At 66.7% G+C, this 16,864-nt stretch carries 6 protein-coding genes; 2 read left to right on the forward strand and 4 right to left on the reverse strand.

All coding sequences use genetic code 11. From position 1 onward, the window contains the following. Positions 1 to 17: 17 nt before the first annotated feature. Complete coding sequence (locus VJV41_RS01380; RefSeq protein ID WP_325330324.1) at positions 18 to 3,278, forward strand: arabinosyltransferase domain-containing protein; 3,261 nt, start codon at positions 18 to 20, stop codon at positions 3,276 to 3,278. After that, positions 3,275 to 6,478, forward strand: a complete 3,204-nt coding sequence (locus VJV41_RS01385; RefSeq protein ID WP_325330326.1) for an arabinosyltransferase domain-containing protein — start codon at positions 3,275 to 3,277, stop codon at positions 6,476 to 6,478. Before VJV41_RS01380 ends, VJV41_RS01385 begins: the two co-directional genes overlap by 4 nt. A gap of 69 nt (positions 6,479 to 6,547) precedes the next feature. On the opposite strand, the gene VJV41_RS01390 is transcribed toward VJV41_RS01385, so the two are convergent. The 4 genes from VJV41_RS01390 to fadD32 all read right to left on the reverse strand — a co-directional run bounded on the left by VJV41_RS01390 (position 6,548) and on the right by fadD32 (position 16,858). Further along, a complete protein-coding gene (locus VJV41_RS01390) occupies positions 6,548 to 7,924 on the reverse strand; it encodes a serine/threonine-protein kinase (RefSeq protein ID WP_325330328.1) in 1,377 nt (458 codons plus the stop codon). 24 nt (positions 7,925 to 7,948) lie between these two features. Beyond that, positions 7,949 to 9,499 (reverse strand): acyl-CoA carboxylase subunit beta, encoded by a 1,551-nt coding sequence (locus VJV41_RS01395; protein ID WP_325330330.1) that lies wholly within the window; start codon positions 9,497 to 9,499, stop codon positions 7,949 to 7,951. Then, positions 9,496 to 14,775 carry a polyketide synthase Pks13 gene (pks13, locus tag VJV41_RS01400; protein ID WP_325330410.1) on the reverse strand — a complete coding sequence of 1,760 codons (5,280 nt, stop codon included), beginning with the start codon at positions 14,773 to 14,775 and terminating at the stop codon, positions 9,496 to 9,498. Before pks13 ends, VJV41_RS01395 begins: the two co-directional genes overlap by 4 nt. A gap of 193 nt (positions 14,776 to 14,968) precedes the next feature. Continuing rightward, on the reverse strand, positions 14,969 to 16,858 hold the full coding sequence (fadD32, locus tag VJV41_RS01405) for a long-chain-fatty-acid--AMP ligase FadD32 (protein ID WP_325330332.1): 1,890 nt from the start codon (positions 16,856 to 16,858) through the stop codon (positions 14,969 to 14,971). Positions 16,859 to 16,864: the final 6 nt, after the last annotated feature.

Below are 16,864 nucleotides of genomic sequence, written 5' to 3' on the forward strand. Positions count from 1 at the left end.
GCCTACCATCGAGCCTCGTGCCCGCCCACCGCATCGCCCGGCTGATCGCCGTCATCGCGGGCATCGCGGGCGTGGTGTTGTGCGCTCTGGCGCCACTGCTTCCCGTCAAGCAGACCACCTCCACCATCCTGTGGCCGCAGGCTCCGGCGTCGGACGGCCTGGTCAGCGACATCACCGCTCCGCTGGTGTCCGGTGCACCGCTCGGCCTCGACGTCTCCATCCCCTGTAAGACCATCGCGAGCCTTCCCGCGGCGGGTGGCCTGGTCTTTTCCACCATCCCGCCAGGAGGCATCGACGCCAGCCGCAACGGGCTGTTCGTCACCGCCAACGCCGATGCCGTCGTCGTCGCCTTCCGTGATTCGGTCGCCGCGGTGGCGCCTCGGCCCGCAGTGGGCGCCGGCGCCTGCAGCACCCTGCACATCTGGGCCAACGTAGGCGGTGTGGGCGCCGACTTCGCCGGCATACCGGGCGCCACCGGCACGCTGGCCGCCGAAAAACGGCCGCAGGTCGCGGGCGTGTTCACCGACCTTCGCGTAGCCCCGCAGCAGGGCCTGTCGGCGCGCATCGACGTCGACACCCGGTTCATCACATCGCCGACCGGGCTCAAGCTCGCGATGATGGTGCTCGGCGTCGCCTGCGTGGTGGCCTCGATCATCGCGCTCGCCGTCCTCGACCGGCGCTCCGGTAGGCGGGTGCGCGACGCCTGGCGGCGGTTCTTGCGCGTCGGCGTCTCGACGTGGCTGGCCGATATCGGCGTCGTCGGCACGCTGCTGCTGTGGCACGTGATCGGCGCGATCTCGTCCGACGACGGCTACAACCTGACCATCGCGCGGGTGTCCGGCGCGGCGGGATACGCGGCCAACTACTACCGCTTCTACGGCGCAAGCGAGGCGCCGTTCGACTGGTATCAGAGCGTGCTCGCGCAGATGGCGACGATCAGTACGGCCAGCGTCTGGATGCGGCTGCCTGCTACCGCGGCGGCCATCGGCACGTGGCTGATCATCAGCCGCTGCGTGATTCCCCGGCTCGGCAGACGGCTGGCCAACAATCGGGTGGCGGTCTGGACGGCGGGCGCAGTGTTCCTGGCGGCATGGCTGCCGTTCAACAACGGCCTGCGCCCGGAGCCGTTGATCGCCTTCGGCGCGCTCGCGACGTGGATGCTGGTGGAGAGCGCGATCGCCACTCGCCGGCTGTGGCCCGCCGCGGTCGCGATCGTCGTCGCGATGTTCAGCGTCACCCTCGCTCCGCAAGGTCTGATCGCGGTAGCCCCGTTGCTCGTCGGTGCCCGGGCGATCGCGCGCGTCATCGCCAGCAGGCGTGCGACGGATGGCGTACTCGCTGCTCTGGCCACTCTGGCTTCCTCGATGTCGTTGATCTTCGTGATCGTGTTCCGCGACCAGACGCTGGCCACCGTCGCCGAATCCGCGCGCATCAAGTACGTCGTCGGCCCGACCATCGCGTGGTATCAGGACTTCCTGCGCTACTACTTCCTGACCGTCGAAGACAGCGCCGACTCGTCGCTGACTCGCCGCTTCGCCGTTCTCGTGTTGCTGCTCTGCCTGTTCGGGATGCTCGCTGTGCTGCTGCGTCGGGGCGGTGTGCCCGGCATGGCGAGGGGCCCGGCGTGGCGGCTGATCGGCGCGACCGCGATCGGCCTTCTGCTGCTGACGTTCACGCCAACGAAGTGGGCCGTGCAGTTCGGCGCGTTCGCCGGCCTAGCCGGCGCGCTCGGTGCCGCCACGGCATTCGCGTTCGCTCGGGTCGGCTTGCACAGCCGCCGGAATCTCGCGCTGTACGTCACGGCGCTGCTGTTCGTATTGGCTTGGGCCACATCAGGTATCAACGGCTGGTTCTACGTCGGCAACTACGGGGTGCCGTGGTTCGACAAGCAGCCGGTGATCGCCGGTTCTCCGGTGACGACGATGTTCTTGGTGCTGGCGATCGCCACGGGCCTGCTCGCCGGCTGGCTGCACTTCCGGATGGACTACGCCGGCCACACCGAAGTGGCCAATACCCGCCGCAATCGAGTACTCGCTTCGACGCCGCTGCTCGTGGTGGCCGTCATCATGGTCGTGCTCGAAGTGGGTTCGATGGCCAAGGGCGCCGCGCAGCGCTATCCCGTCTATACCACCGCCAAGGCCAACGTCGAGGCGCTGTCGTCCGGGCTGGGCAAGACCAGTTGCGCGATGGCCGACGACGTGCTTGTCGAGCCCGACACGAACGCCGGTCTGCTGCAACCGATTCCGGGTCAGCGCTTCGGTCAATACGGGCCGCTCGGCGGGGAGAACCCCGTCGGCTTCACACCCAACGGCGTCAGCGACACCCTGGAACCGCCAGAGCCGGTCACCGCGAACCCCGGCACCGTGAACTCCCCCGGATCACCGAACGAGCCGAACATCGGCATCGGTTTCGCGGCGGGAACCGGCGGTGGATACGGGCCTGTCGGCGTCAACGGGTCCAATGTCTTCCTGCCGTTCGGCCTCGACCCCAAACGCACTCCGGTGATGGGCAGCTACAACGAGAACACGGTCGCGGCCAAGGTCACGTCGGCGTGGTACCAGCTGCCGCCGCGGACCCCCGACCGTCCGCTGGTCACTGTCGCCGCCGCCGGGGCGATCTGGTGGTACGAGGAGGACGGCTCCTTCAACTACGGGCAATCACTGAAGCTGGAGTGGGGCGTGCATCGGCCCGACGACAGCTATCAGCCGCTCGGCCAGGTGCAGCCGATCGACATCGGCCCCGGTCCGCAGAAGGCTTGGCGCAACCTGCGATTCCCGCTGACCTGGGCACCGCCGGAAGCCAACGTTGCGCGGATCGTTGCCGACGATCCGAACCTGTCCAGCGACCAATGGTTCTCGTTCACCCCGCCGCGGGTGCCGGTGCTGGAAACCGCGCAACAACTCCTCGGTTCGCAGACGCCCGTGCTGATGGACATCGCAACGGCGGCGAACTTCCCATGCCAGCGCCCGTTCTCCGAACACCTCGGCGTGGCCGAACTGCCGGAGTACAGAATCCTTCCAAATCTCAAGCAGGTGGTGGTGTCGTCGAACCAGTGGCAAGCCGCGCGGGGTGGCGGTCCGTTCCTGTTCATTCAGGCGCTGCTGCGCACGTCCGCCGTTCCGACGTATCTGCGCGACGACTGGTACCGCGACTGGGGTGCGATCGAGCGCTACGACCGTGTAGTGCCGGCGTCGGTCGCGCCGAACGCCGTCATCGACCAAGGTTCGGTGCGGGTGTTCGGCTGGAGCCGCAACGGACCGATTAGGGCCCTGCCATGACGGCGACTATCAGCCGTGACGCGGTCCGCGATGTGAAGGTCGCCCGCTGGGTGGCGACGATCGCAGGCCTGATCGGCTTCGTGCTGTCGGTCGCGACGCCGCTATTGCCGGTCGTGCAGACCACCGCGACGCTGAACTGGCCGCAGAACGGCCAGCTGAATAACGTTACTGCGCCGCTCATTTCGCAGGTGCCGGTGACCATGGCGGTGACCGTGCCGTGCGACGTGATCCGCTCGATGCCGCCGGCCGGGGGCACGGTGCTGAGCACCGCGCCGAAGGATGGCAAGCAAGCAGCGCTCAACGCGCTGTTCGTGAACGTCAATGCGCAGCGCGTCGATATCACCGACCGCAACGTTGTGGTTGCGAGTGTGCCGCGGGCACGGGTGCTGGCGCCCGAATGTAAGCGCATCGAGATCACCTCGTCGGAAGCCGGCACCTTTGCGACGTTCGTCGGGCTGACCGACCCCGCCACTGGCAAGGAGTTGCGCACTGGGTTCCCCGACCCGAACCTGCGGCCGGCGATCGTGGGCATCTTCACCGACCTCACCGGTCCTGCTCCTCCGGGGCTGAGCGCGTCCGCGGTCATCGACACCCGCTTCTCCACCAAGCCAACGCCTTTGAAACTGGCCGCGATGGTGCTGGCGATCATCTCGACAGTCGTCGCGCTGGTTGCGCTGTGGCGGCTGGACCGCCTCGACGGCCGGCGCATGCACCGGTGGATTCCGCAACGCTGGCGCACGTTCACCGCGCCGGACGTCGTCGTCGTGGGCGGGTTCCTGCTGTGGCACGTGATGGGCGCCAACTCGTCGGACGACGGCTACATCCTGCAGATGGCCCGCGTCGCGGGGCACGCGGGATACATGTCGAACTACTTCCGCTGGTTCGGCAGCCCCGAAGACCCGTTCGGGTGGTACTACAACCTGCTGGCACTGATGACGAGTGTCAGCGACGCATCGATCTGGATGCGTCTGCCCGATCTGGTGTGCGGAATCGTCTGCTGGCTCTTGCTCTCTCGCGAAGTGCTACCCCGGCTTGGACCGGCCGTCGCCGCGAGCAAGCCAGCGCTGTGGGCGGCAGGCCTGGTGCTACTGGCCGCATGGATGCCGTTCAACAACGGCCTGCGCCCGGAAGGTCAAATCGCCACCGGTGCACTGATCACCTACGTGCTGATCGAGCGGGCGATCATCTCCGGCCGCATGACGCCGGCCGCGCTGGCGTTCATCTCCGCGGCGTTCACGCTCGGTATCCAGCCGACGGGACTCATCGCCGTGGCGGCGCTTCTTGCGGGTGGCCGGCCCATCTTGCGAATCCTGGTGCGCCGGCACCGGATCGTCGGCACCTGGCCGCTGGTGGCTCCGCTGCTGGCGGCGGGCACGGTGGTACTCACCGTGGTGCTCGCGGACCAGACACTGGCAACGGTGTTGGAAGCCACCAGGATTCGCACCGCGATCGGCCCGAGCCAGCCCTGGTACACCGAGAACCTTCGCTACTATTACCTGATTCTGCCGACCGTCGACGGATCGCTGTCGCGTCGCTTCGGATTCTTCGTCACGGCGCTGTCGCTGTTCGCGGCGATGTTCATCATGTTGCGGCGCAAGCGTGTTCCCGGTGTGGCGCGCGGACCGGTATGGCGCTTGATGGGCGTCATCTTCGGCACGATGTTCTTCCTGTGGTTCACCCCGACGAAGTGGGTGCATCATTTCGGTCTGTTCGCCGCGGTGGGCGCGGCGATGGCGGCGGTGGCCACGGTGCTGGTCTCGCCCGCGGTGATGCGATGGTCGCGCAACCGGATGGCGGTCCTGGCAGCGGTCTTCTTCATGCTGGCGCTGACCTTCGCCACCACCAACGGCTGGTGGTATGTGTCGAGCTACGGCGCGCCGTTCAACAACGCGATGCCCAAGATCGGCGGGATCACCGTCAGCACAGTATTTTTCGCGCTGTTCGCTGTTGCCGCGATTTACGCGGCGTGGCTGCACTTCGTAGGACGGGACCACGGCGAGGGACGCATTGCGCGGGCGTTGACAGCCGCGCCGATCCCGGTCGCCGCGGGCTTCATGGTGGCGGTCATGGTCGGCTCGATGATCGCGGGCATCGTGCGTCAGTATCCGACCTACTCCAACGCGTGGGCGAACCTGCGCTCCTTCACCGGTGGCTGCGGACTGGCCGACGATGTACTCGTCGAACCCGATCCCAACAACGGTTTCTTGACACCGCTGCCGGCCAGCTACGGTCCGCTGGGGCCCCTGGGCGGCGTGGGGCCGGTGGGCTTCACGCCCAATGGAGTGCCGGAAAAGATTGTCGCCGAGACGATCCGCATGTCATTGCCAATGCCCGGCACCGACTACGACTGGGACCAGCCCACCAAGCTCAAGACGCCCGGCGTAAACGGGTCGACGGTTCCGCTGCCATACGGCCTTGATCCCGCGCGGGTTCCGTTGGCGGGCACGTATGTCGAGGGCCCGCAGCAGCAGAGCCGGCTGACGTCTGCGTGGTATCAATTGCCCCGGCCGGACGACGCGCACCCGCTCGTGGTTGTCACGGCGGCCGGGAACATCACCGGCGACAGCGTGTTCAACGGCCGAACCGAGGGCCAGACAGTCGTATTGGAGTATGCGCGGCCCGGGCCGGATGGCGCTCCCGTTCCCGCGGGCAGGCTGGTGCCATACGACCTCGGGCCGGTTCCCTCATGGCGTAACCTGCGGTTCCCGCGGGCGTCGATTCCCGCCGATGCCGTGGCCGTCCGGGTGGTCGCCGAGGATCTGTCGCTGACGCCTGGCGACTGGATCGCGGTCACGCCTCCGCGTGTGCCCGAGTTGCGGTCGGTGCAGGAGTATGTCGGCTCTGAGCAGCCCGTGTTGCTGGACTGGGCGGTCGGCCTTGCGTTCCCGTGCCAGCAGCCGATGCTGCACGCGAACGGCGTGACACAGATTCCGAAGTTCCGCATCACCCCGGATTACAACGCGAAGCGCAAGGACACCGACACCTGGGAGGACGGCCTCAACGGCGGGCTCTTGGGCATCACTGATCTGCTGCTGCGCGCGCATGTGATGGCGACATACCTGTCGCACGACTGGGGCCGCGACTGGGGGTCGCTGCGCAGGTTCGACACGGTCGTCTCCGCCCAACCGGCGCAGTTCGACTTCGGCACCGCCACGCACAGCGGGTTGTACAAGCCGGGCAAGATCCGCATCGGGCCGTAGGTTCCTTCGCGAGCAGACGCAAAACTGCCTATTTTTGAGTGAAATAGAGCAGTTTTGCGTCTGCTCGCGCTAAGACGGCGGCGTGGCGGTAGCCGTCGCGTTGCCCTGGAGGATGTCGTCGTGGCAGTCGAGGCGACTTTGGCCCGTCTGTTCCATGCAGACCAGAACGGGTGACTCGGTCTCCGACGGGTACACCTCGTCATTCGGGCCCGCAGTGACCGTCGGACTCGAGATTTCGCCGGGATATAACGACCAGACCGTCGCGTTTGTCGTCGGAAGGTGCGCACAGTAGGCGGGCGCGCCGGCTGCGGTGATACCCGCCGCGCCCAACGTCGCGCAGTTCGCACCGACCGCCACGACCGGCAGTGTCACGCCCCCCGGCGGCGCCGCCGCAGAGGTTGACGTTGGGCGTGGCAGCGCCTCCGCCCGATGGCCGCGGGTCCGGTCGAAAACCACGAAAGCGACTGCGGCGACGGCGATCACCACCAATGCGATTGCCGCCGGAAAGACGATTCGCCGCCTCGACTTCGGCTGTCCCCTCGAATGCCGCGGTCCGGTCGCAGCGGGGGCCAGCATGGTCGCGTCGACCGCGTCGGGTAGTTCGGGTGTGCCGATGCGGTGCGCCAGCGCCCGGCCGAAGTCGATGCAGCGGTCGTAGCGGTCCTGCGGCAACTTGGCAAGTGCCTTGTCGAAAACCGGTCCAAGACCGGACAATTCGGGGCGACGTGCTCCGATCGGCGGTGGCTGCGCCGTTAGATGCTGACTGATCACCACCGCGGGATTGGAGTGCTGAAAGGGCGGTGTTCCTGTCAGCAGCTGATATGCAGTGGCCGCGAGCGCGTACTGGTCGGCGCGCCCGTCGATGCCCTCGCCTCGCAGCTGCTCCGGAGCTGCGTAGGCGACTGTACCGACCGTCATGTTCGTGCCGGTCAGGTTGCTCGTGTCATCGCCCCTTCGCGCAATCCCGAAGTCGGCCAGCATGATTCGCTCATGCTCAGTATCGGGGTTTGCCAGCAGGATGTTCGCGGGCTTGACGTCGCGATGCGTCAGATTGCTTGAGTGTGCGTAGTCGAGGGCTTCGGCAACGGCCGTAACGATCCGCACCACCTCGTCGGGCGGCATCCCGTCGGGATAGCGCTCGGCCAGCAGCCGGGCGGCGTCGGTTCCTTCGACGTAATCCATCGAGATCCACAGCCGGCCGTCGACTTCACCGCGGTCATGGACTTCGACGATGTGTGGGTGCCACAGTGTGGCCGCGATATCGGCCTCACGCTTGAACCGCTCGCGGTACTCGCTGTCGGCGCACACCGTCGCCGAGAGCACCTTGAGCGCATCGCGTCGCGGCAACCTCGGATGCTGTGCCAGATACACCTCACCCATCCCGCCAGCACCGAGCGATCGCAGGATGGTGTACCCAGCGATCACCTGCCCGTCCGCTAACGGCATGTGCGCATCCTCGAATTCCGCGGCTTAGATCGGAATCAGGCCGTGTTTGCGTGCCACGCGCTGAATCTGCTTGTCGCGCAGCAGCCGCATCGCCTTGCGAAGGTGCAGGCGGGTCTGATGCGGTTCGATCACCGCGTCGACATATCCACGCTCGGCGGCGACGTAGGGCGTCGCCATATCGCGGTTGTACCCCTCGATGAAGTTACGCCGAATCTCTTGCACCTCAGGTGCATTCGGGTCGGGGAAGCGTTTCACGATCAGCTGCGCGGCGCCCTCGGCGCCGATCACCGCGATGCGCGCAGTCGGCCACAGGAAGTTGAAGTCGGCGGTCAGCTGCTTCGAGCCCATCACGGCATATGCGCCACCGTAGGACTTACGCACGGTGAGCGTCACTTTCGGCACGTCGGCCTCGACGACGGAGTACAGGAACCGACCGCCGCGCTTGATGATGCCGTTCTTCTCCTGCTCGACGCCTGGCAGGAAACCCGGGGTGTCGACGACGAAAACCAAGGGGATGTTGAACGAGTCGCAGAACCGGACGAACCGCGCGGCCTTGTCCGAGGCTTCGTTGTCGATCGCACCCGACATGTGCATCGGCTGGTTGGCGACCACCCCGACCGGCCGACCGTCGACGCGGGCATAGCCGGTGATGATGGCCTGCCCGGCCTGGGCGGCGACGTCGAGGAAATCCCCGTCGTCGAAGATCCGCAGCAGGATCTCGTGCATGTCGTAGGCCGTGTTGTCGGAATCCGGCACGATCGAATCCAACTCGAGATCGTGGGGGGTGATCTCGGGCTCGAGGCCGGGGTTGACGACGGGCGTGTCGTCAAAGGTGTTCGACGGCAGGAAGCCCAAGTAGTCGCGGACGTACTGGAAGGCGTCCTTCTCGGAATCGACAACCTGGTGAATGTTGCCGTACTTCGCTTGCGCGTCAGCGCCGCCCAGCTCATCGAGCGTGACTTCCTCGCCGGTGACGTCCTTGATCACGTCGGGTCCGGTGACGAACATGTAGCCCTGGTCGCGGACCGCGACGATCAGATCGGTTTGGATCGGCGAATACACCGCTCCCCCAGCGCATTTACCGAGAATGATGGAGATCTGCGGAACGAGCCCGGAGAGCAGCTCGTGTCGGCGGCCCAGCTCGGCATACCACGCCAGCGAAGTGGCCAGGTCCTGGATGCGCGCACCACCCGAGTCGTTGATACCGATGATGGGGCAGCCCACCATCGCAACCCACTCCATCAAACGAGACACCTTGCGGCCGAACATCTCACCGACCGACCCGCCGAAAACGGTTTGGTCGTGGCTGAATACGCCCACCGGCCTTCCGTCGATGGTGCCGTGACCGGTCACCACGCCGTCGCCGTACAGCGCGTTCGGGTCGCCGGGCGTACGGGCCAGCGCACCGATCTCGAAGAAGCTGCCGGGGTCGAGCAGCGCATGGATACGGGCGCGGGGGCTCGGGATGCCCTTCTTGTCGCGCTTGGCGGCGGCCTTCTCACCACCGGGTTCCTTGGCCAGCTCAAGTTTCTCGCGCAGTTCGGCCAGCAGTGCCGCGGTGGTCTTGGTGGTCACTTGGCCTGCTTCTCCTCGGACTCGATCCGGTTGATGGCCTCGCTCATATGTGCGCCGACCTTCGCAATGTACGGCTCGTCGATGGCTTGGATGTGCTCGCCCCCGATCGGAATGACCTCCAGCTCGGACACGAACTCGCCCCAGCCACCGTCAGGTTGACGAATGGCGTATCGCGGCTCGAAGACGATCGCGTCGTCGTGGTAGCGGTCGGCCATGTACAGCGTGACGGGGCCGTCGTACGGCTTGATCTCGACGGTCTCCAGCGCCCGATTGTCGAGGTAGGACGTGCGCTGGTGCTCGATGATCCCACCGGGGATCTGCACGCCGCTCTCCTTGACGATGTCGAGCACGAACTTGACCTGGCCATCGTCGTCGAGTTCCTCGAGCTGCTCGTACGGGATCGCGGGGATCTCGACGTTGAACGTGCGCTCGGCGAAGCGAGCGTAGCGGTCCCAGCGCGCGCGGGTTTCCTCCTTGGTCTGCGGGATTTCTTCGCCCGCGCGCACGGTATCGATCAGACCGACGAACCGCACATCGGCACCGGCCTGCTTGAGCCCGACCGCGCAGGCGTACGCCAGCGCGCCGCCAAGCGACCAACCGGTCAGGATGAACGGCCCGTTGCCCTGCATTTCGAGCAGCTTCGGCACGTACTCCGCGGCGCGCTCCTCGACGGAGCCTTCGACCCGTTCGATCCCGTACACCGGAGTGTCCGCAGGCAGCCGTTTGATCAGCGGTTCGTAGACCACTGTCGACCCACCTGCTGGGTGGAACACGAAGACCGGAATTTTCGACGCCCCTGCTGGGTCGTTTGACGGCGCGCGCAGGATCCGGACGAAGCCGTCGAGCTTGCCGGCCTCGAGGTACTCGCGCACGGTGGTGGCGAGCTCCTCGATGGTCTTCGCGGACTTGACGTCGTCGGCGGTGATGGTGCCTTCCGCACGCTCCGACAGCCGCTGCGCCAGCTTCTCGGCGGCCTCGTCGTCGATCTTCGGCAGTTCGTTGAAGATGCCGCCCGGCGACCTGCCGGTGACGATCGCCCACGTCGCGAACGTCACGCGCTCGGACGCCTCACGCGGCGGCACGTCGGCGCCCAGCGCCTCCGTAACAGCCTCTTGGGTAAGCACTTTCGCGGCTGCGGCAGCGGCGGCCGACTTGGGCGGACCGGACGGATCCGTCGGAGGCGGCGGGATGCTCGGCCCACTCGGATCGGTCGGGGGCGGTGGGATGTCGGTTTCCGGAGCGGCGGTGGCCGCGACATCGGCAACGGCAGCGATGCCCGCACTGGTTAGCGCTTCCTCGAGCTCGGCCACCGTCGTCGCGCCGCCCATCAGCTCCGCCTGCTCGGCGGCAATCTCCTCGGGCGTCAGCGTCTGCTGGTGCTCGGCGAGCTCGCTGACCTCGTCGCGATGCTCGATCGCGTACTCGATCAGCTTCTCGACGGCATACAGGTTCGCGTCACGCACGGCCGTCAGCTGGATCGGCGGGAGGTCGAAGTCGTATTCGACGCGATTCTTGATCCGCACCGCCATCAGCGAGTCGAGGCCGAGTTCGATCAGCGGCACCTCCCACGGAAGGTCCTCGGGCTCGTAGCCCATCGCACCGCCGACGATCGCGGCCAGCCGGTCGTGAACCGTCTCCGAATCCGGAGACCACTTGGCGAAGCCTGCACCGAGATTGGCGCCCTGGGCCAGGTTGTCCTGCAGAATCCCTGGAGCCGCTTCGGCGGCGACATCGGGCGAAGCGTCGTCTTCGACCAGTTCCTGGGTGATCACAACCCCTGCGCCGACAGCAGTGGGCAGTGCGGCGACTGCACCGTCACGGCTGACGATCGCGTCGTAGACCAACGTGAAGGACTCGTCGATGCGGGCATGCACCTGAACGGTCGCACCGCCCGGGTGGCGCGTCAGCGTCGTGATCAGCCGCGCACCCTCGCCCGGTACGGCGCGCTGCTCGAATGCCGTCAGCTTGGCTTCCGGAAGGACCTGTGCCGCAGCGGCTTTCACCAGTGCGCCGAGGTCCGCCTGGCCCTTCGGGGCGTACTCCCACACGTGCCTGCCGTCCGGGGTGGCGACGTGGTTGCCCGGCATCATCACCGAGCTGTCGCCGGTGAACCGCGCCTCCAGCCAGTGCGGCTTGCGGCGGAAGCGGGTCGGCGGGATGTTCGCGAACTCGCCGGCACCAAACAGTGTGCGGAAGTCCAGATCGTGACCGTAGACGTACAGCTGCGCCATCGCCGTGGTCATCGAATCGACTTCGTCCTGCTTGCGCGCCAGTGTGGCGATCAACTGCGCATCGTGCAGACCGGCCGCCGCCGTGGTCAGGCCGACCTGCATCAGCGCAACCGGATTCGGTGCCAGCTCAAGGAAAGTGGTGTGACCGTTGTCGACGGCGTTGCGGATGCCGTGGGTGAAGTAGACGCTGTGCCGCAGACCCTTCTTCCAGTAGTCCACGTCGTGAATAGGTTCACCACCCGGCCGGATGTAGCCGCCCTCGTGCACCGTCGAGAAGTACCCGATGGTCAGCGGATGCGGCTCGATCCCCTGCAGCTCGGCCGCCAGCTCTCCGAGCAGCGGGTCCATTTGCGAGGTGTGGCTTGCGCCCTTGGTCTGGAACTTACGGGCGAACTTCCCCTCCGATTCGGCGCGGTCGATGATCGCGTCGACCTGCTCGGGCGGGCCGCCGATCACCGTCTGCGTCGGCGCGGCGTACACGCAGACTTCGAGATCCTTGAAGTCCGAGAACACCGTCTCGATCTCGTCGGCGGAGTATTCCACCAAAGCCATCAGCCTGATGTACTCCCCGAACAGCATGGCTTCGCCCTCACCCATCAGATGCGAGCGTGAGCAGATAGTGCGCGTGGCGTCTTCCAGCGACAGTCCGCCGGCGAAGTACGCCGCGGCGGCCTCACCAAGCGACTGGCCAACCACCGCAGCGGGTTTCGCGCCGTGGTGCTTGAGCAGTTCACCGAGTGCGATCTGGATTCCGAAGATCGTGATCTGGGTCGTCTCGATGCCGTAGTCCTGCGAGTCGTCGAGGATCAGCTCGACGATCGAGTAGCCGCGCTCGTCCTGCACCAGTGCGTCGACCTTGTTGATCCACTCGGCGAAGACCTCGTTGCGCAGATACAGGCTCTTGGCCATCTTGCGATGCTGCGCGCCGAAACCGGCCAGCACCCAGACGGGCCCGTTGGTGACCGGTCCGTCGGCGGTGAACACGTTGGGGTTCTGCTTGCCGTCCGCCAGCGCCCGCAGGCCCTTGATCGCCTCGTCGTGGTCGTGGGCCAGCACCACAGCGCGCGAGCGGCCATGGTTGCGGCGCGACAGTGAGCGGCCTATCGACTCCAGTGACGACGCGCGGCCTTCCGGGCTGTCGATCCAGTCGGCCAGCTCGGCGGCTGTGGACTTCTTACGCGACGTCAAGAATCCCGAAACAGCCAGCGGGACAATCGGAGTGGACTGTTCGGACGCCTCGAGCTCTTCGCGAGCGATCTCGAGCAGCCGTAGCGCCTCGTCGGTCAGGCCGGGCAGTTCCGGCTCGTCCTCCACCGCGACGTGTCCCGGTTCGTCTTCTTCCGCGTCGATGAACTCGCCGTACTCGTCCATCCGCACGCCGCCGACGTAAACGGCGTCGGCCGCTGAATGATCAGCCTGCCCGCCCTTTTCGACTTCCGGTTCCGGTTCTGGCGGGGCGAGATCCGACGGCAACACCTCACGCAGCACCATGTGTGCGTTCGCGCCGCCGAAGCCGAAGCCGGACACACCGGCGATGGCGTGACCGCTGTAGCGGGGCCAATCGGTGACGGTGTCGGCGACCTTCAGTCGCACCGCCTCGAAGTCGATATAGGGGTTGGGCCCGGCGTAGTTGATGGACGCCGGGATCTTGTCGTTGCGAAGCGCCAACGCAATTTTGGCCAGGCTCGCCGCGCCCGCAGCCGATTCCAGGTGTCCCACATTGGATTTCACTGCGCCGAGTAGCGCCGGCTTGTCGACGGGGCGGCCCCTGCCGACCACCCGACCGAGCGCGTCGGCCTCGATCGGGTCACCGAGGATGGTGCCGGTGCCGTGCGCCTCGATGTAGTCGACGTCGCGTGGGTTGATGCCGGCATTCTTGTACGCCTGGCGCAGCACCTCGGCCTGCGCGTCGGGATTGGGCGCCAACATGCCGTTGGACCTGCCGTCGTGGTTCACCGCGCTGCCGGCGATGACGGCGAGGATCTCGTCGCCGTCGCGCCGGGCGTCGGCGACCCGCTTCAGCACGATCATGCCGCCGCCCTCGGAGCGCGCATAGCCGTCGGCGTCCTGGGAGAACGACTTGATCAGGCCGTCCGGCGCGAGCACGCCGCCGACCTCGTCGAAACCGATGGTCACCAGGGGGGTGATCAGCGCGTTGACGCCGCCGACCACCGCCACGTCGGCCTCGCCGGCCCGCAGCGCAGCCACACCCTGGTGCGCGGCGACCAGCGAGCTCGAGCACGCGGTGTCGATGGCCATCGACGGGCCGCGGAAGTCATAGAAGTAGGACACCCGGTTGGCGATGATCGAACTCGTTGTGCCGGTGATTGCGTACGGGTGGGCCACCGTCGGGTCGGACACGGCCAGGAACTGATAGTCGTTGTTCGACGACCCGATGTAGACGCCGACCCGCTCGCCACGCAGGCTCGACGCCGGGATGCGGGCGTGTTCGAGCGCTTCCCACGTCAATTCGAGCGCCATCCGCTGCTGCGGATCGATGTTGTCGGCTTCCATTTTCGACAGTGCGAAGAACTCGGCGTCGAAACCCTTGATGTCGGAAAGGTAGCCACCGCGGGTACGCGCCTTGGCGACCCGCTCCGCTATGCGCGGCTCGCAGAGGAACTCCTCCCAGCGGCCCTCGGGCAGATCGGAGATCCCGCTGCGGCCCTCGAGCAGTGCCTGCCACGTCTCGTCGGCGGTGTTCATGTCACCGGGGAACCGGGTCGCGATGCCCACAATGGCTATGTTCGCGATGTCCTCATCAACCTCGCGCGACCAGTCCTCGCCGCTGTCGGACATGTCGACCTCGGGCTCGCCCTCGACGATGACAGTGGCCAGCGACTCGATGGTCGGATGACGGAATACGACCGTTGCGGTCAGCGTGACACCGGTGAGGTCCTCGATGTCGCTGCCCATCGCGACCGCGTCACGTGACGAGAGACCCAACTCGACCATCGGCGTGGACTCGTTGATCGCGTCGGCGGGCTGGCCGGTGGCGTCGGCGATCCAGTTGCGCAGCCATTCGCGCATCTCGGCGACGGTCATGTCCGTGCGAGCCGGAGCCGCTTTGGCGGCGACATCTGGCTGGGGCGCTGGTTCGATATCTCCCGGCGCGAGCTGGATGTCCGGCTCGAACTCACCGGCGGGTTGGGAATCGTCTTGTCTATCAGTCATTTTCACGCCACCTTCGATGGACCACGCGCCCGTCGTCCGCTGGTCTTCTCGGTTCAGTCAGCAGTTAGTCCGTCTCGTCGGGGAAATCGTTCGCGACCTTGCCGCTGCGCAGGCTGCCATCCAGGTAGGCGGCGCGGCAGGCGCGGCGACCGATCTTGCCGCTGGAGGTGCGCGGGATGGCACCGGCGGCCGTGAGGAGCACGTCGCGCACCGTCACACCGTGGCGCACCGCAATCGCGGCGCGAATGTCGTCGGCGATCGGCCCCATGTCGAGTTTGTGCGCACCAGGTGCGCGCTCGCCGACGATCACCAACTGCTCGGAGCTGTCGTCGGGATCGCGCTTGAGACCGGAGTGCGCGTTCTCAAAGACCTCTTCGGGCAGCTGGTTTGCCGGCACCGAGAAGGCCGCGACATAGCCGACCCGCAACGCCTTGGTCGACTCTTGCGCCGAGTACTCGATGTCCTGAGGGTAGTGATTGCGACCATCGATGATCACCAAGTCCTTGGTGCGGCCGGTGATGAACAGCTCGCCGTCGTGGTAGGCACCCAGGTCTCCGGTGCGCACCCAGGTCGCATCGTCGGTGGCGCCCTCGGCGTGCGACGGGTTGGCCCGCGACTTCAGGATGTTCTGGAACGTCTCGACCGTCTCGTCGGGCTTGCCCCAGTAACCGGTGCCCATGTTCTGGCCGCTGATCCAGACCTCGCCGATCTGCCCGTCGGGCAGCTCCGATGCGGATTCCGCATCGACGATGACGGCCCACTCGGCGACGCCGACCTTGCCTGCACCTGCCTGTGCGACGGCCGTGCGAGCGTCATCGGGCACCTCGACGAAGGTGCCGGAGTTCAGGGCATCGCGATCGACGGACACGATCCGGGGGTGATCGCCCATGGGAGTCGTGGACACGAACAGCGTCGCCTCGGCCAACCCGTAGGACGGCTTGATGGCCTGCGGCTTGAACCCGTACGGGCTGAAGGCCTCGTTGAACCTGCGCACGGTGGCGGCCGAGATGGGCTCACTGCCGTTCAGGATGCACTTCACCTTGCTCAGGTCCAGTGGCGGCTCGTCGTCTTTGGGGAGTCCGCGCGCGGCGGCATGGTCGAACGCGAAGTTCGGCGCCACGGAGATGACGCCGCCGGTGTCGTCGGGCCGGGCCGACATCTCACGCAGCCACCGGTTGGGCCTACGGACGAAGGCAGCCGGGGTCATGAATGTGAAGTAGTGGCCGATCATCGGTGCCAGAAGCGCCGTGATCAGGCCCATGTCGTGGAAGAACGGCAGCCAGCAGCACCCGCGGTCGCCCTCCTCGCCGTCGAGCGCCTCGATGACCTGCACGACGTTGGTCGCGAGGTTGAGGTGGGTGATCTGCACGCCGGTGGGGATGCGCGTCGACCCGGAGGTGTACTGCAGGTAGGCGATCGTGTCGTGCTGGACGTCCATCTGCTCCCACGTCGCGCCGACCTCGTCGGGTACCGCGTCGACGGCGATGATGCGGGGCCGCTCCTTGGCGGGCCTGCTGCGGAAGAACTTCCGCACGCCCTCGGCGCCCTCGGTGGTGGTCAGAATGGCCGACGGCTGGCAGTCGTCGAGCACGGCGTGCAGGCGCCCGACGTGTCCGGGTTCCGAGGGGTCGAACAGGGGCACGGCGATCCGACCCGAGTACAGCGTGCCGAAGAACGCGACAAGGTAGTTGAGGTTCTGCGGGCTGAGGATGGCCACCCGGTCACCGGGCTCGGTGACCTGCTGCAGCCGGGCGGCGACCGCACGGTTGCGGGCGCCGAAGTCGGCCCAGTGCAGGTCGCGCGCCACGCCGTCGCGTTCAACGGAGAAGTCGAGGAACCGGTAGGCGAGCTTGTCGCCACGAACCTTGGCCCACTTCTCGACGTGCTTGACCACGCTTCCGTTGTCGGGGAACTTGATCAGTCCGTCCTTCAGGAACGGGTTATGAAAGCCCATTCTCAC

Source organism: Mycobacterium sp. (assembly GCF_035274705.1).
Classification (GTDB): domain Bacteria; phylum Actinomycetota; class Actinomycetes; order Mycobacteriales; family Mycobacteriaceae; genus Mycobacterium.